10 protein-coding genes are annotated in these 16448 nt (G+C 68.6%); 4 read left to right on the forward strand and 6 right to left on the reverse strand.

What is annotated here, in order from left to right:
- Nucleotides 1-16 precede the first annotated feature (16 nt).
- Together KY501_RS20550 and KY501_RS20555 are read right to left on the reverse strand one after the other, a co-directional pair.
- Complete coding sequence (locus KY501_RS20550; protein ID WP_224364909.1) at nt 17-688, reverse strand: hypothetical protein; 672 nt, start codon at nt 686-688, stop codon at nt 17-19.
- The gene (locus KY501_RS20555) at nt 688-2592 is read right to left on the reverse strand and encodes a DUF1585 domain-containing protein (protein WP_309242979.1); all 1905 of its coding nucleotides are present in this window, start codon (nt 2590-2592) and stop codon (nt 688-690) included. The genes KY501_RS20550 and KY501_RS20555 overlap by 1 nt, the downstream gene beginning before the upstream one ends.
- 277 nt (nt 2593-2869) lie before the next feature.
- On the opposite strand from KY501_RS20555, the gene KY501_RS20560 reads away from it, so the two are divergent.
- Complete coding sequence (locus tag KY501_RS20560; RefSeq protein ID WP_224364910.1) at nt 2870-3433, forward strand: DUF420 domain-containing protein; 564 nt, start codon at nt 2870-2872, stop codon at nt 3431-3433.
- A gap of 21 nt (nt 3434-3454) precedes the next feature.
- Here the strand turns inward: KY501_RS20560 and KY501_RS20565 are convergent, their stop codons facing one another.
- Nucleotides 3455-4081: a biliverdin-producing heme oxygenase gene (locus tag KY501_RS20565; RefSeq protein ID WP_224364911.1), complete on the reverse strand. Its 627-nt coding sequence runs from the start codon at nt 4079-4081 to the stop codon at nt 3455-3457.
- 167 nt (nt 4082-4248) lie between these two features.
- Here KY501_RS20565 and KY501_RS20570 point away from each other — a divergent pair, with 167 nt between their 5' ends.
- The gene (locus KY501_RS20570; RefSeq protein ID WP_304608627.1) at nt 4249-5958 is read left to right on the forward strand and encodes a sensor histidine kinase; all 1710 of its coding nucleotides are present in this window, start codon (nt 4249-4251) and stop codon (nt 5956-5958) included.
- Nucleotides 5959-5966: 8 nt separating this feature from the next.
- On the opposite strand, the gene KY501_RS20575 is transcribed toward KY501_RS20570, so the two are convergent.
- The 3 genes from KY501_RS20575 to KY501_RS20585 all read right to left on the reverse strand — a co-directional run bounded on the left by KY501_RS20575 (nt 5967) and on the right by KY501_RS20585 (nt 13849).
- The gene (locus KY501_RS20575) at nt 5967-8534 is read right to left on the reverse strand and encodes a S8 family peptidase (protein ID WP_224364912.1); all 2568 of its coding nucleotides are present in this window, start codon (nt 8532-8534) and stop codon (nt 5967-5969) included.
- Between the two features lie 75 nt (nt 8535-8609).
- Nucleotides 8610-12944, reverse strand: a complete 4335-nt coding sequence (locus KY501_RS20580; protein ID WP_224364913.1) for a DEAD/DEAH box helicase — start codon at nt 12942-12944, stop codon at nt 8610-8612.
- Nucleotides 12945-13258: 314 nt separating this feature from the next.
- Nucleotides 13259-13849, reverse strand: coding sequence for a DUF2378 family protein (locus KY501_RS20585; protein WP_224364914.1), 591 nt, complete (start codon nt 13847-13849; stop codon nt 13259-13261).
- Nucleotides 13850-13985: 136 nt separating this feature from the next.
- Here KY501_RS20585 and KY501_RS20590 point away from each other — a divergent pair, with 136 nt between their 5' ends.
- Both KY501_RS20590 and KY501_RS20595 read left to right on the forward strand, forming a co-directional pair.
- Nucleotides 13986-14936: a PLP-dependent cysteine synthase family protein gene (locus tag KY501_RS20590; RefSeq protein ID WP_224364915.1), complete on the forward strand. Its 951-nt coding sequence runs from the start codon at nt 13986-13988 to the stop codon at nt 14934-14936.
- Nucleotides 14937-15090: 154 nt separating this feature from the next.
- Nucleotides 15091-16443 (forward strand): sensor histidine kinase, encoded by a 1353-nt coding sequence (locus tag KY501_RS20595; RefSeq protein ID WP_224364916.1) that lies wholly within the window; start codon nt 15091-15093, stop codon nt 16441-16443.
- Nucleotides 16444-16448: the final 5 nt, after the last annotated feature.

Here is a 16448-nt window from a genome sequence, read left to right on the forward strand (position 1 = left end):
GAATTCCCCGAGTGGCTCAGTAGGTGAGGAAGCGCGAGTCCGTCATCAGCGCGATGCACACGGCCGCAAGCGCCTGCTCCGGCTTGTTGATCGTCTTCGAGCGAGTCGCCGCCTGCGTGAAGAAGTTCTTCCACTTCGGAAGCTCCTCTCCCTGCAGCGGCGAGCCCCAGAAGCGCGTGGACAGGTAGACGACTGCGTCCGTCACCTGGGCGTCGGTGAGCTTGGTCAGGTCACCCACCGGCCCCGTCGGCGTGGTGAAGGTGGCGGTGAGCACGTGCTGGGTGGTGGCGGACTTCTTCACCTCGTCCGTGGCCTGGGCCAGGCACACCACGCGCGCCCCGTCCTCGAGGAACTTGGCGAACACGAGGTTGGGCTCGGTGTTCTCCGTGTTGACGAGCGCGTAGTCCGCGCGGCCCAGTGAGGGGGCGTACTTGTTCAGGTCCGTCCAGGGACGGCCCACCGTGGTGGTGATGGACTTGTCCAGCTGGTCCACCGTAAGGCGCCGCGGGGCGCGGCCCACCGAACCCGACTGGGCCTCGGGGTCCGGCAGCGGCGTGACGGTGCCCTCGTGCGGGTTGGGGATGGGATCCAGCTGCCCCTCGGTGGGAGGCGGCAGGGACGTCTCGTCGGACTTGTTGGAGCAGGCAGGCGCGAGCGCGAGCAGCGCCAGGGCGATCAGGCGTCGCATCAGTCGATCCTCCGGTAGGCGTCGGTCATCAGCATCTTCTGGATGAGCGTCTTGAGGCTGTAGTTGCTGTGAGAGAAGTCCTCGGAGAGATCCTGCAGGTACATCTGCTGCTCCTCGGTGCTCATCGGCCGGCCGAGGAACTCGGTCCAGATGCGCTTGACGGTGCAGCGCTCGAGGTCACCCGTCTGCAGCATGCGCTCCACCAGCAGCTGCGGGCCGCCCTGGATGTTCGCCTCCTCGTCCGAGGTGCGGTACAGGTACGTCTTCAGCATGCCCAGCGAGTTGGCGCCGTCGCCGTCGTAGGCCTGCATCACGTACTGCGAGCACTCGCCGCCGCAGTTGGTGTCACCCGCCAGGGCGCAGTCGCGGCACTTCGGATCGTAGCGCGGGAAGCGCTCCGGGTTGAGGAAGAGGGCATTGCGCTCGTCGTAGCGGCCCCAGTGCGCGCCCGTGGGCTCGATGGTGGCGTGGCAGTAGTTGCAGCCGCAGCGCTTGGCCAGGTTGTTCTCGCGGTTGCAGTTGTCCTCCGGCGGCGGCAGCGGGTCCGACGAGGGCACGAACGTCTTGCAGAGGAAGGCCTCGTAGAAGTGGTTCACACGCGCGCGCTGCGTGGGGAAGCGGTACAGGAACGAAGGCGTGCTGAGCACGCCCGAGTGCTGCGCGTCCCGCGTGTACTCCTGCCACGTGTCCTCCTGCGCGTAGCCCACGGAGGGGATGGTGTCCGGGTTGGCCGGCGAGGTGATGGAGAAGACATTCACGCCCTGCTGCTGCCGGTAGAACTGGGACAGCGGGCCGTTCACGAAGGAGCGGCGCGTGGTGAGGATGTTGAAGTACGGCTCGTCGTTGCGCACCACCGAGTCGGTGATCAGGTCCGGCTCCTCGTTGATGGCCGCCACGCGCGAGGTGTGCACGGCAGCCACCTCGCAGCGGCGCATGCCGGCGCCGCAGCCGCAGGTGCGGTCACCCCGGAAGCGCGCCGTCTCGCAGGACTCCATCGTCCACGGGTTGGTGGCGCGTTCCTGCGCCTCGATGGCGCACACGGCCACCTGGGCGCTCGGGTCCGCGGCCCAGAAGGGCGCGGGCTTCATCATATAGCCCTCACGCGCGATGCAGCCGCGCCGGGTCGCATAGGTGCCCTTCACGCCGTTCTTCATGTCGAGATCCAGCGTGCAGCGATCCAACACGGTCAGCGAGGTGTTGTTCTTGATGGTGTACTTCACCACCTTGTTGCTCTCCAGGACCTCTTCCGAGGTGTACTTGTCCGGGTTTGGCTTGCACCAGTGCGGGTGGAGCTTGTTGTCACCCAGCAGCCGCATGTCGCAGAAGTAGGCGTCCTTGTCGGCGATACCGCCGGACTTGGCGGCGATGGCCTTCTCGCAGCTATCGAGCGTGGTATCCGTCGAGTCCAGCCGCGTGCAGGTGAAGAAGTTGGTGTCGTAGTCGAAGCTCACGGGCAGCGGCACGCCCTGCTCGTCGAAGCACTTCTTCTGGGCGATCGGGCCCTCGGCCTGCGGATCCTGGCGCGCGCCCGTCTTCTCGCCCACCACGGCCGGGTCCGTACCATCCGGGTTCTTGTTGCAGATGTCCTGCCGGATGAAGGGATCACAACCCTGGCCGTTGACGCCGCGCAGGCCCGTGCTGGTGTTGTTGCGGAAGCCGAAGGGTGTGTTCACCGCCTTCGGCACGCCGGTACCGCTCACGCGCGTATCCGACGGGTTGCTGATGCTGGCCGAGATGTTCGAGCGCAGCAGCGCGTGGTGGTAGCCACGCATGCGCGCATAGAACTCCTCGGAGCTCATCATCTGCTTGATGTCATCCTCGGAGATGGAGCCCTTGGCCTGGTAGGCGCGGTACTCGTCGATGGTGGGAGGGCGGCCAAGAAGGTCCAGCGACAGCTGGCGCAAATGCCGCTCCAGGGGAACCTTGGCGACTGGCGCACAGACCGCTTCCTCAGCCGAGGCGCGATTGGCCAGTAGAAGAGCGACGCCCAGAAGGGCGGTGAGACAACGACGCACGTGAGGCACTGTGACCTCCGGGGGGGTACTTGGAGACTCAATCACGCGTTATGCCCGAATTTCCGTTTTGATCCAAGTCCAGCTTTACACACTGTGTAGGTGATCTCACTGCTGACAGCACTGGGGGTAGTTGCAAGTGTCTGAGTTTCCAGACATTCAAGGGGACATGTCGAACGCCGCCCCTGTCCCTGCATCCCGCGTTACAGACCGAACCTTCTACGTCTTTACCGGTATTGTCTCAGTTGCCGCGCTGACGTTGCTGGCGTGGCTGCTGTTGATCCGGCGAGGCGGCGCGGTGGGCGTGGATCTGCGATTTATGCCGGCGGTGAACGCGAGCCTCAATGCGCTGGCCGCTACCCTGTTGTTGTCGGGGTGGGTGGCGATCAAACGGCGGGCGCAGCGGGTGCATCAGTATCTGATGATCTCCGCGTTCGGCGCGTCGGCGCTGTTCCTGGTGGGGTATCTGGCGTACCACTTCGTGCACGGCGACACGAAGTACGCGGGCGACGGGCTGATGCGCACCGTGTATCTGACGGTGCTGGCCAGCCACGTGCTGCTGTCGGTGCCGGTGCTGCCCATGGCGCTGGTGGCCTTCTACTTCTCGTGGAAGAAGGACTTCCGGCGGCACCGGAAGGTGACGCGGTGGCTGGCGCCGATCTGGCTCTACGTGTCGGTGACGGGAGTGCTCGTGTACTTCCTGCTGCGTGGCAGCCTGCCGGCGATGCCCTGATCACGAAGCGGTGATGCGGGATCAGGAGTAGGCGCTGGAGTCTTCGGCCTCCTGGCGGAGCCAGTGCTCGAAGGCGTCGAAGGTGTCCTTGGCGCCTTGGATGGTTCGGGCGTCGAAGAGTTCGGAGGCCTCTTCGGCGGAGGTGCGGGTGAGAGCCTCGCCGAACGCGCGCCACATAGGGCCTACTTCCTCTCCATAGGCCCGGAAGAAGACGAAGTCGCCCGCAGGGATGCCGGTGAAGTGGCGCTGGAGGTGGCGGAGGATGAGCTGGCCTCCGAGTGTGGCGCCCTCCAGCACGTAGAAGCAGCCGAGCGCCTCGGGGAGTCCCGAAATGGGAGGCAGCGCCGTGTTGCGCGACAGGCACGCCAGGGAGGCGGAGTCATGGCCCAGGTCGCGCAGATCCTTGAGGAGCAGGGGCAACTTCCAGCGCTCCTCGGCGCGCAGTTCGGGGAGGAGGCCCCCCAGTCTCGAGGCGAGCAGGGCCTCGAGTGGGGCATAGAAGCCGTAGAGAGCCTCCAGGTGATGACGATAGTGCTCGAGGGTAAGGCCCGGGTCCATGAGACGCACGGTGCGCTCGGCGCGCTCGTGGTGGGGGCGAGTCTCGGCCTTCAGTCGCTGGAGCAGGGTCGTAGTTGGTGTGGGAGCCAAGGCACCTGGAAGGATGGGCCGGCGGCGGAGAGGATGGAACCCGCTGCCGGGCGAAGTGTCCACCACCTACCGCCACTGTGGATGCGGAGTGCTCGCGTATAGTGGCCGTCCTTGCAGACGTGGGCTTGTGCCCACGCCTCCTCCTCTCGTCTGAATTCCTTTCCGCCATGTCGATCCGTACCCAGGTCTTGCTCCTCGCGGGAGTGGCGCTCGGGCTCGTCACCGCTCTGGGTGTCGTGCTCTCCCAGAGCGCCGCGCAGGCCACGGAGCTGCGCTCCCGCGTCACGACCCTGGAGCAGCAGCTGGACCTCTACTCCGAGTTGCACCACCAGGCGTGGGACTACCTCCGGCAGCTCTTCCAGGCCAGCCGCCTCAAGACGGACACCCGGGGCCTGCTCCGCGAGTATGAACAGATCCTCCACGAGGATCTCTCCCAGTTGCAGGAACACCTGGACGCCGAGAAGCAGTGGGCCGACTTCCCTCCGGACCCCGCCTCCCAGCTCATGCTCGAGTCCATCATCGAGGCACAGCGGCTCTGGGGCGTGGGCGTCGAGGTCGTCCTCCGTCCCACCGAGCGTGGAGAGCCCCCCGGTTCCGATGACTGGGCCGAGCTGTTCACCTCCTACGAGCATCAGGTCACCCCCCTGGTCGATCAGCGCATCTCCTCCCTGCGCGAGAAGCGACGGCAGCTCGATCTCCGATTGGAGCAGACCCTCCAGCGCACCCGGTGGGTTGGACGCCTCGTCCCCATCGCGGCCACCGCGCTGCTGGGACTGCTGTCCGCCACGCTCCTCATTCCCCTGCTCCGCCAGCTCCGAGAACTCCGCGCCAGCGCCGAGCGCCTCGACGGCGGCGACTTCTCGGCTGAGCTCTCCGCACACCGTGACAATGAGCTGGGTGCGCTCGCCCAGGCCGTCAACCGCATGGCCGAGGAGCTCCGCACCAGCCTCCGTGAGAAGGAGAAGATGCTCCAGACCCAGGCCGAGGCCGCCGAGTTGGAACGCCGCCGTGAGGCGGAGATCGCCTCGAGGGATCTCCACCGCTACAACTCCGCCCTGGAGCAGATGGTCCGCTCGCGCACCGGAGAGCTCGAGAGCGCCAACACCCAGCTCGCCGCCAGCCTGCGCCAGCTACAGACCATGCAGGCCCAGCTCATCTTCACCGACCGGCTCGCCTCCATGGGCCGGCTCGCCGCCGGCGTGGGCCATGAGATCAACAACCCCCTGGCCTACGTGCTCAGCAACCTCTCCTACGTCTACAAGGAACTCCACCGCACCCAGGGCACTCCCCCCTCCGATGAGGATCGCGAGGAGCTGCTCACCGCCGTGAAGGAGGCCAAGGACGGCGCCGAGCGCGTGCGCATCATCGTCCAGGATCTCAAGACGCTGTCGCGTCCAGATGATGTCAGCGGCGGACGGGCCGAGCTGAAGGAAGTGGTGCGCGCCGCCGCGAAGATCGCCTCGCATGAGATTCGCCGCCGCGCGCGGCTCGTGGAGGAACTGGGCGAGGTGCCTCCCGTGCTCGGCAGCGCCTCACGCCTGGGCCAGGTGTTCCTCAACCTGCTCATCAACGCGGCCCAGGCCATCCCCGAGGGAGATGCCGAGCAGAACGAGATCCGCGTGATGGCTCGCCAGGAGAATCCGCAGCTCGTCGTGGTGGAGATCCGCGACACCGGCTGCGGCATCCCCCCGGAGAACCTGGACCGCATCTTCGATCCGTTCTTCACCACCAAGCCCGTGGGCGAGGGCACCGGGCTGGGGCTCTCCCTGGTGCACAGCATCCTCACCGCCCTGGGGGCCACCATCACCGTGCAGAGCCAGCCGGGGCAGGGCACCACCTTCCGGCTGGGCCTGCCCGCGGCTCCGAACGTGAGCTGAGCCTCGCGCTACTGGCAGTAGCCTCGCCTGTCGCAGGCGAGGCCCGCGCTGGTGCAGATGTTCTGGGCCCGGCAGTCCGGCAAGCACTCGCCACTGCCCGCGCCGTCGTCGTAGCAGACGTAGCTGGTGCGGCAGGTGCTCTGTCCGGCGTCCGGCCCCGTGCAGCTCGCGATGCAGGAGCGCGCCCCCGTCGCCGAGTTCACGATGTAGCACTTGGAACCCGAGGGGCACGCCTGGGAGCTGCAATCCCGGCTGCAATAGCCTCCCGGGTACGCCGTCACGCAGAAGCCGTCATCCGGGCAGTCCGAGTCGCTGGTGCACGAGCTGCCCACCACCAGCTCCGGCGTGTCGTCGATGGGCGCCAGCGGCACCAGGTCGTAGCTGATGCCCGTCACCACCTGCTTCAGCGCCAGCGGGATGGGCTCGAAGTCGTCCACGTTCCGCCAGAAGCCCGTGCGCTCGCCGTCCTCGAAGAACTCGCCGTCCTGGTCGTCGTCGATGGCGGCGAGCGTGTAATACGTGTGCGGCACCAGGTCGGCGGAGTACTGGTAGTTCGCCGAGGCATTCACGAACCCGGCGGCACCCTTGTCGATCTGCCAGTTGCCCTGGCTGTCCTGGTACGCGAACGCGATGAATGCATCCAGGGCCTCGGACGAGCCCACGCGGATCTTCACCGACACCGTGGCTTCGCCCGCCGATGTCCCGTTGGCCGCATTCGTTCCCTTGAGGGTGACGACGGCCGCATAGTCCCCGTTGGCCAGCCCTCCGGTGTTCACGGCCACATCCAGCACCTGGGTACCAAAGGCCGGCACCGTCAGGGTGGGGCTCGGCAGAGACACCGCTGAGCCCTGCGGCCCGGACTTCGCCGCCGTCACCTGGAGCGTGCCCGCGCCCAGGTTGGAGACGAGCACCTTCTGCGAGCTGCTGCCGCGGAAGGACAGCAGCGTGGTGGAGACACCCAACTGCGGCGGATCGTTCGTGGCCCCCGTGAGCTTCTTGAGCGCCGCCTGGGCATTCACCAGGCCCGCCCCGCAGCCCTCCGTGCACTGGCTGCTCGCGCTCGCGGTTGACTTCAGGATGCTCTCCGCCTGCGCCAGGCTCAGCCCCGAGCTCACCGAGGCCATCAGCGCCACCACGCCCGTCACATGGGGGGTGGCCATGCTCGTGCCCTGGTTGAAGATGTAGGCTGGCTGGCCCTTGTCATCGAACCCCGTGGAGAGCACGCCGTCCGCGTATCCGTCTCCGTTGAGGTCCTCGACCATCTCTCCGCCTGCTGCCATCACGTCCACCGGGGCGCCGTAGTTGGAGAAGCTGCTGCGCTTGCCGGCGAAGTTCGTCGAGCCCACGCAGATGACGTTCTGCTGGTTGCACGGCGTGCTGTTGGTGGCGTCCGTGTTCTCGTTGCCCGCGGCGATGACGTAGATGGCTCCCGCCGCCACTCGCGGGTCGATGACGTCCTGGTACGTCCTCGACGCCGGGGCCGGTCCTCCCAGGCTCATGTTGATGACCTTGGCCGCTTCGGATGCGGGGAGGGTGGGCATGCCCGTCACGGTGCCTCCGGCCGCCCAGTTCATCGCCGTGGCGATGTCGAAGCTGGTACCGCCCTGCTTGCCGAGCACGCGAACCGGCATGATGCGCGCGGCCCACGTCACGCCAGCCACACCGCTGCCGTTGTTCGTCGCCGCGCCGATGGTGCCCGCCACATGCGTGCCGTGCCACGAGGAGCCGCCGCCTGGCTCGTCCCCACCCAGGTCGGTGGGGTCGCTGTCCCGTCCATTCCCGTCCCCCGCGTTGGCCACGTCCGAGATCATGTCGTAACCCGCAACGATGCGGGAGTTGAGGTCCGGGTGAGACTTGATGCCCGTGTCGAGCACGGCCACCGTCACGGTGCCGACGCCCGTGCTCACATCCCAGGCGGCCGGCAGGTTCAGCGCCGGGTAGTGCCACTGCACGGTGTAGGCCGAGTCATTCGGCGTCTTGAGCGGGTACATGCGGAGGTTCTTCTCCGTGAAGCGCACGCCGGGCACCTCGGCCAGCTGCGCCACCAGCTGGCCCGTCTCCGCCGCCGTCAGCGTGTGGCCGTCGAGCGCCTCGAAGCCCACCAGGTGCAGGTACTCACTGGCGAAGCCCTTGTGCACCACGCGGTAGCCAGGCACCTGCACCTGCTGCAGTGCCTGCTGCGCGTTCATCCCCGCCTGCTCGAAGCGGACGATGACGTCACCGACGATGGTCGGATCCGTGTTGGGGATCCGATGGAGTGGAGGTGGCCCGGCGGGAGGCGGGATGATGGGCAGCTCCGGGAGCGACACCTCCAGCCCGGACTGGCGCGTCTGCAACCGCTGCTGCGTGAGCGCGTCCTTCAGCGCTCGGGAGAGCACCTCCGCTCCCTGCCCCTGGAGCAGCGAGGGACGCCTCGCCGGAGCCCCCGCGGACTGGCTCGAGCCCTGGAATGGGTTCAGTTTGCCTTGGATGCGCCCGGTGTTGGCGGGCGGGAGATCGTCCGGATTGTCCGGATCGGTTCCCTCGTCCGGGCATGCAGTGAGCAGCAACAACCCCAGGATGAGCAAACGGCGCATCGGCGGTTCCCCTCGTTGTGACGGGGGAACCCTAGCAGCACTGGAGCCGCTCCGCGCGGGACTCGAAACCTTCTGTCAGCTTGCTGCCGCCTCGCCCTCGGGAGCCTCCGGCCCGCCGTCCTCGTCCTCCGCGAGCGCATCCACGCCCTGTGGAATCCCGTCCACCCAGGTGACGACGTTGCCCACCGTGGCGGGCACGCGCGGCCCCGGCGTCACCACCCCCGTGAGGTTGAGCGGGTCCACCGCGGACAACTGCACCCTCAAGCCCGAGGGCGCCTGGCGACGCACCGCTCGCGCCATGTCCACCGCCTCGGGGAGCGCGAACTGCTCGCCCACGAAGCCGGACACGAAGCGGCCACCTCGCACTTCGCCGCGCGCCTCCATGCGCCGGTATATGAAGAGCAGCTCGCGCCAGGTGGGCGCCAGCGCCTCGCGCATCACCAGGTCCCTCCAGACGATGCCGTAGCGCTGGAGGAACAGCCGGGCCAGCTGGTCCAGCACCTCGTCGCTCTGCTTCGGCTCGGAGGGAACCAGCAGGCTCCAGCGCCCCGGGCCTCCCCGCTGCAGCAGCTTCTGGCGGCGGCGCTGCGCCGGGCTCTGCAGCACGCGCAGGTTCTGCACCGCATCCGCCGTCACGAGCCCCCGCGCCACCAGCTCCCACAGCGCGTCCTCCACCTCGGCCGGCAGCCGGCGCGCGCGAGACACCAGATCATTGAAGAAGCACGCGCCGCGCTGCTCCAGCACCGCCACCACGTCCCGAGCGGCGGCGGACAGATCCGGCGGCAGCCACACGCCACCGTCCGAGAACACGGCGTTCGGGCGCGCGGCGGCCAGCATCCAGTCCAGGTTCTCGCGGCGCGTGAACGTCAGGCTGGCGTTGCGCGTGGGCTGCGGCGCACGGGCTCGGGGAGGCTCCGGCTCCGGGGGAGTCACCGGCGCGCCCCTCCGAGGCCCCGGTGGCGGCCGGGCGTCCTTCACCGTCAGCCGGCCCCAGGCCACCTCGCCTCCGTAGCAGGCCCGCTCCAGCAGCTCGCCGTTGTAGCCCTTCATGCGCGAGGGCAGCAGGAAGCGCTCCCACGCGGAGGCCGGCGCCTCGTAGCCCTGCAGCAGCGACACCGCCTTGAGCATTCCCGTGGAGCCGCGCAGTGCATCCACCTCCTCCAGGTGGTGCCACCGGAAGAGGAAGCGCATGAAGTCCTGCGCGCTGAGGGGTTCGATCTCCTTGCGCAGCCGGCCCACCGTGAGCCGATGGATGCGCTGGAGCAAGCGCCGGTCGCACCACTCGAGCGACACGGGCGCATCCGGCGAGCGAAGCTCCGACGGCGGGCGGTACTGGCCTCGGAGGATGCCGCCGGTGCTCTCCAGGGTGTGGAGGGCGATGTTCACCTCGGATTCGTCCAGCAGCGTCAGCTGCGCCAGCTCGCCGGCGGTGGTGGGCCCCAGCATCTCCATGTACCCGCGCACCACCTGGAGCACCGCCGCGTCCCGCTCCACGGGCCGGTCTCCCTCCAGCACCGGCAGCGGCGGCTGCGGCACCACATCCGGGAAGAGGACTCGCACCGCGCTGCCCCGCTCGGCCGGCACCAGGAAGCGCCCACCCGGCAGCTCCAGCCACGCCACCCTCCCCTGCTGGAAGAGCGACACCTCCAACCCTCGCGGCACCTCCGAGGCGCGCAGCAGCACCAACTGCAACAGCGCGTCATGCAGCTCGTCCGAGTCCCGCATCGGCGGCGCGGCGTCCTCCACCACCTGGGCGATGGCCGCGCCGTCCAGCGAACCGAAGGCCGCCGCGTCCTCGGCCGGCATCGCCCGCCGCAGCGCCACGTTGCGCACCCGCCGCTCCTCCGCTGGCGCGTCGTCCAGGAAGGTGTACGGCATGCTGTGGATCATCTGGTGCGCGAAGACGCTGGGCTCCGGCACATCCCGAGCCTCCAGGCGGACGCGCCCGTCCTTGATGCGGCGCAGCACCTCGCGCAGGCCATCGATGTCCATGGCCTCGCGCAGGCAATCGTCCATCGTCTGCTTCACCAGCGGATGGTCCGGCAGCTCGATGTCTCCACCGCCGTGGTTGTCCTGGCAGCCCACCTGCGCGGGGAAGACGGCGGACAGCAGGTCCTCACTCCGGGCGCGCTGGAGGATGGGCGCCACGCGCTTGCCTCCGGAAAACCGGTTGAGCGCCAGCGAGCGCGTCGCGTTCCACCGGAAGCGCGTGCCGAACAGCGGCGCCTGGAGCACCGCCTGCACCAGCACCTCCTCCACGTTGTCCGGGTGGAGGAACTCGAAGATGTCCGCCAGCGGGAACGAGTGCTGCTCGCCCAAGGACAGGAGGATGCCGTCCTCGGTGGCCGCCGCCTGCAGCTCGAAGTCGAACGAGCGGCAGAAGCGCTTGCGCAGCGCCAGGCCCCAGGCACGGTTGATGCGGCTGCCAAAGGGCGCGTGGATGACGAGCTGCATGCCGCCCGCCTCGTCGAAGAAGCGCTCGGCCACCACCATGTTGTGGCACGGCACCACGCCCAGCATCTTCTGCCCCAGCCGCAGGTAGCCCAGCAGTGCATCCACCGCGGGCGCGGGCACCCGGAGCTGCTTCTCCAGGAAGGCCGCGGGATCATCGTGGCGCAGCAACTCGTCTCGCAGCCGGCCCACCTGCAGGGACAGCTCGTCCGTGCGCCCCGGCGCCTCGCCGCGCCAGAAGGGCACCGTGGGCGGCGCTCCCTTCGCATCCTCCACCTGCACCGTGCTGCCCGTCACCCGCTGGATGCGCCACGCCGTCGAGCCCAGCAGGAAGATGTCTCCCGGTGAGGATTCCACCGCGAAGTCCTCGTCCAGCTGCCCCACCACCTTGCCCTCGGGCTCGGCCGTCACCGCGAAGTTGAAGGTGTCCGGGATGGCTCCCCCATTGGTCAACGCGGTGATGCGCACCCCGCGCCGCCCCTTCAACTTGTGATTCACCCGGTCGCGGTGCAGGTGCACACCGCTGCGACCCCGGCGCAGGGAGACGCCCTCCGAGAGCGTCTCCAGCACCTGCTGGTACTCCTCCCAGGTCAGCTCACGGTACGGGTACGCGCGCTGGAAGGTGGCGAACAGCGCCCGCTCGTCCCACTCCTCGCACGCGCAGGCGGCGACGACCTGCTGCGCCAGCACGTCCAGCGGCTTCTCTGGAATGCGCACCGCGTCCAGGTCGCCCTCGCGCACGGCGTTGAGCAGCGCCACGCACTCCACCAGCTCGTCGCGCGTCATCGCGAAGAGCAGGCCCTTGGAGATGCCTCCTTTATAGTGGCCAGCGCGGCCCACCCGCTGCAGTAGCACGGAGATGGCCTTCGTCGTGCCCAGCTGGACCACCAGGTCCACGTTGCCCACGTCGATGCCCAGCTCCAGCGAGGCGGTGGCCACCATCGCCACGAGCTGCCCGCTCTTCAGCCGCTCCTCCGCGGACAGGCGGATCTCCCGCGACATGCTGCCGTGGTGCGCCGCGACCTTGTCCTTGCCCAGCCGCTCGCCCAGGTCATGCGCCACGCGCTCGGCCATCTTCCGCGTGTTCACGAAGATCAGCGTCGTGCGGTGCGAGGACGTCAGATGCACCAGCCTGTCGTAGACCTGACCCCACATCTCGTGCGAGGCGATGGAGCTCAGCTCCGCGTCGGGGATCTCCACCGTCAGATCCCACGGCCGCAGGTGCCCCACCTCCACCCGCCTGCACTCCTGGTGCGTCGCTCCGGTGAGGAAGCCGGCGATCCGGTCCAGCGGCTTCTGCGTCGCCGACAGGCCGATCAGCTGTGGACGCACCTCCGTCAGCACCTTCAGCCGCTCCATCGAGAGCGTGAAGTGGCTGCCCCGCTTGTCCCGCGCCAGCGCGTGGATCTCGTCCACGATAACGGTGTGCACCGAGCGCAGCGTGGCCCGGGCCCGGTCCGCCGTGAGGTAGAGGTAGAGCGACTCTGGCGTGGTGATGAGGATGTGCGGCGGCCGCTTGATCATCTGCGCGCGCTCGGAGGCCGGCGTGTCCCCGGTGCGCACCTGCACCCTCAGGTCCTGCGGCGTGTAACCCTCAGCTCGGGCGCGGGTCAGCAGCTCCTCCAACGGCTGCAGCAGGTTCTTCTGCACGTCGTTGCCCAGCGCCTTGAGCGGCGACACGTACAGCACCTGCGTGCGGTCCGGCAGCGTGCCCTCCAGCGCCTGGCGGAAGAGCCCATCCAGCGCCGCGAGGAAGGCCGTGAGCGTCTTGCCGCTGCCGGTGGGCGCGGCGATGAGCACGTCATGCCCGGCCTGGATCAGCGGCCAGCCCTCCACCTGGGGACGCGAGGGCTCGCCCAGCCGCTCCGCGAACCACCGCCGCACCACCGGATGGAACGGCATGAGGGATGGATGCGCCGCCTGGGCGGCGTGGAAATCGAGCGAGATCTGCGGGGCCATGGCGCACCCTCAGACTGAACACAGGTGCAGGACGGCGTCAATCCCCGCCACCCCGGCTGCCAGGCCCATGCATGAGCGTGCCCGCCTCACCCGTGCCTTCACCTGCGCCAGAACCCTCACACCCGCCAGGGACACAGGCCCGTCGGGAGCGAGCTGGACGAACCTGTCCACCTGGCAGACAGGTTCGGAACTGGCGCGCCCCGAACGGCCCCCCGCGACACAGGCCTGTCGGGCGCAGTCTGGCCCAACGGGTCCACCTGTCATACCAGTCCGCAAACCACTCGGCCGGGAGGGGCTCCTTGCGGCGGCGCCGTTCACCCCGCTGCGGCGGCCTCCACGATGGGACGCCGGGCAGCGATCTCCCAGCGAACCCGGAACGTGGCCGCGGTGCCATCGAAGGCCACGGGCTCCACGTGGATGTCCGCGGCTCCCGAGCCCCGCAGCGTCTCCGCGATGAAGCCACAAGCGAAGAACGGGTTGTCCGCGTTCACGTTCTTCATCCACAACGTGGCCTCGCGGTGGCCGAGCTCCTTGACCCGCACTTCATTGAAGTTGTTGCCGGCTCGAGCTCCGTGGGAGACGCGCTCCACCGTGCCGCGAGGCCCCAGGTGCGCCACCAGCGCCATGCTCGCGCGGCCCACCGCCGTCTGCCGGTAGCCCTGCACGTAGCGCTCTCCCAGCCCGAAGTAGGCTGCCTCGGGAGAGGCCTTGGGGAAGACATCCAACGCGGCCACTCGCAGAAAGGTCCGCCATTGCTCCAGCGGATACGAAGGCCGTAGCGGCTCGGCCAGGTCCAATCCCACTTCCTTCAGGCTGCGCCGTCCCTCGGACGTCAAGTGTGGTCCGAGTGACCGGACGAAGAGGGCCTCCACGGATTGGGCGAAGACGAGCTTCTCGGTCGGCATGCCCTGCAGACTGACAGCACTGTTCGCCCCGTGGCGATTGGGGACTCGCCCTATTGGTTGGATGGTGGATGTCCCGGGCAGCCCATCTGTTCGCTGTCGATCATCTCGCGAGCACCGAAGTATCCTTGCCTTCACCATGTCCCCTCGCCCTCCCTGTCGTCCCCTGCCCGCGGATGGACGCTTCATCCAGGCCATCGGCCCCACACCCCTGGTGCCCGTGCGCCTGCAGGAGGAGGCACCCACCATCTGGTGCAAGCTGGAGTTCCTCAACCCCAGCGGCTCGACGAAGGACCGCATCGCCCGCTACATGCTGGAGAAGGCCTGGCGGCTGGGCGAGCTGTGTCCCGGCGGCGAGGTGGTGGAGGCCTCCAGCGGCTCGACGAGCATTGCCCTGGCACTGGCCTCGGCGCAGATGGGGCTGAAGTTCACCGCCGTCATGCCCGAGGGCGTCACCGACGAGCGCGTGCTCACCATCCGCGCCTATGGCGGAGACGTGGTGCTGGTCCCTCGGGGCGAGGGCATCCGCAGCGCCATCGCCAAGGCCGCCGAGCTGGCCAAGGAGCGCGGGGCCTTCGCTCCCCGCCAGTTCGAGAATCCGGACAACGCCGAGGCCCACCGCGTGTGGACAGGGCAGGAGATCCTCTCCCAGGTGCCAGGCGGGCTGGTGCACGGCGTGGTGAGCGGTGTGGGCACTGGCGGCACGGTGGTGGGCCTGTACCAGGCCTTCGCCGAGGCCGGCTGCCCGGTGGCTCCCTTCGTGGCCAAGCCCATCTCCGGCATGGGCAGCGACATGGAGTGCTGCAGCTTCAGCTCCCGCGTGCCCGGCGTCGTGGACGGGCTGTCCTCACTCTACCGGCAGGCGGATCTCCCGGGCCTGGTGGAGCTGAACGTCTCGGACGAGGTGGCCATGCGCACCGCCCGGGCGCTCATCAAGCGAGGCTTCCCCGTGGGGCCCTCCTCGGGCCTCAACTACGCGGCGGCCGTGGAGGCTGCCAGGCGCCTGGGGCCCCATGCCCAGGTGGTCACCGTGTTCCCCGACCGCATGGAGCGCTACTTCTCCACCGAGCTCATCCAGCCCAAGGGCTGAGCGCCGTAAAACTTCCGTAACACAGTGTCGCTACCGTGGGTGAGGGGCTGAAGTCCGCTCGCCGGGCATGCTCATGGGCAAGGGCGCTCCGCCCAGGCACGTCCACGGGAGACAGGCCCCTGTGAGCGGTGTTGCTCCCCATGGATGGGTTCTGATGGAACAGAAACGCTGGCTGATCTCCACTCCGTTCATCGTTCTGGCCCTGGTCATTGGCAGCTTCGTGACCTCGACCGCCTACCTGGGGCATTACTCCCACAAGCTTGGCGCAACAGCCCTCACCATCGTCCGCACCACCATCCCCACGCTCCAGCCCCTCACGGAGATGAGGCTGGAGATCCACCGCATCGTCACCATGGGCCAGAGCGAGGGACCAGGCATCTCCCACGATGCCCGGCTGTCCATCGTCCGGAATGCCCAGCGCCGGTTCAATGAGGCCTTCCGGAAGTATTCCGAGCTGCCACGCCAACCGGGAGATGGAGAAATCAGCGCGGCGATGGCTCCCGCGGTGGACCAGCTCAACCGGCAGGTGGACACCCTGCTCGCCAAGACCCAGACCGACCTCCAGGAGCCGCTCAGTGAGGAGGCCCTGGAACCCCTGCGAGACGCGGCCGAGACCATGACGGGCCTGCTGATGCAGGAAATGAGTCTCAGCGCGCGCAACTCCGATGAAGCCCAGAAGACGCTGGAGGCGGCGCGCGCCCGCTCGGAACGACTCTCCCAGCTCCTCTATGGGCTGTGCGCACTCGTGGCCATCGTGGGCTCGCTGCTCGCCGCGCAGGCCGTGCGCCGGTACATGCTCCTGTCCACGAAGTACGCCGAGCTCCAAGCCTCTCGCGCCTTGGAGCTGGAGCAGTTCTCGGCCCGCGTCGCCCACGACATCCTCGGCCCGCTGCAGCCCGTCTCCCTGGGGCTGAACCTGCTCGAGCCCAAGCTGCCCTCGGATCCGAAGACGCAGGAGGTGCTCGCGCGGATGCAGCGCAGCCTGGGCCGAGCCCAGCTCATCGTGGAGGGGCTCTTGCGGTTCGCCCGCGCCGGGGCGCGTCCCGAGCCGGGAGAGCAGGTCAGCCTCTCGCACGTCTTCGAGGGGCTGCGGGAGGACTTGCTGCCCGTGGCGGAGGACGCCGGGGTGAGCCTCAAGCTCGAGTCCGTGCCAGACACGCGCGTGGCCTGCGCCGAGGCCGCCCTCATGGTCGTGCTCCAGAACCTCATCCGCAACGCCATCAAGTACATCGGCGATGGACCGCGCAAGGAGATCATCACCCGCGCGGCCATCGACTCGGGCACGGTGAGGCTGCTGGTGCAGGACTCCGGCCCCGGGCTCCCCGACGGCCTGGAGCGAACCGTGTTCGAGCCCTACGTCCGCGCGGCCGGGACGAAGCAGCCGGGCATCGGCCTGGGGCTGGCCACCGTCAAGCGCATCGCGGAGGCGCATCATGGCCGGGTGGGCGTCCAGTCCCGTCCCGGCCAGGGCGCCACCTTCTGGGTGGAGTTCCCGCTGGTGGCCTGAGCCGG

It is taken from the genome of Hyalangium versicolor (assembly GCF_020103695.1).
Taxonomy (GTDB): Bacteria; Myxococcota; Myxococcia; order Myxococcales; family Myxococcaceae; genus Hyalangium; species Hyalangium versicolor.

Bases quoted from the DNA above. Each gene is read 5' to 3' on its own strand.
- KY501_RS20550 (WP_224364909.1), bottom strand. From the start codon at position 688: ATGCGACGCCTGATCGCCCTGGCGCTGCTCGCGCTCGCGCCTGCCTGC.
- KY501_RS20570 (WP_304608627.1), top strand. From the start codon at position 4,249: ATGTCGATCCGTACCCAGGTCTTGCTCCTCGCGGGAGTGGCGCTCGGG.
- KY501_RS20560 (WP_224364910.1), top strand. From the start codon at position 2,870: ATGTCGAACGCCGCCCCTGTCCCTGCATCCCGCGTTACAGACCGAACC.
- KY501_RS20575 (WP_224364912.1), bottom strand. From the start codon at position 8,534: ATGCGCCGTTTGCTCATCCTGGGGTTGTTGCTGCTCACTGCATGCCCG.
- KY501_RS20590 (WP_224364915.1), top strand. From the start codon at position 13,986: ATGTCCCCTCGCCCTCCCTGTCGTCCCCTGCCCGCGGATGGACGCTTC.
- KY501_RS20595 (WP_224364916.1), top strand. From the start codon at position 15,091: ATGGAACAGAAACGCTGGCTGATCTCCACTCCGTTCATCGTTCTGGCC.
- KY501_RS20580 (WP_224364913.1), bottom strand. From the start codon at position 12,944: ATGGCCCCGCAGATCTCGCTCGATTTCCACGCCGCCCAGGCGGCGCAT.
- KY501_RS20585 (WP_224364914.1), bottom strand. From the start codon at position 13,849: ATGCCGACCGAGAAGCTCGTCTTCGCCCAATCCGTGGAGGCCCTCTTC.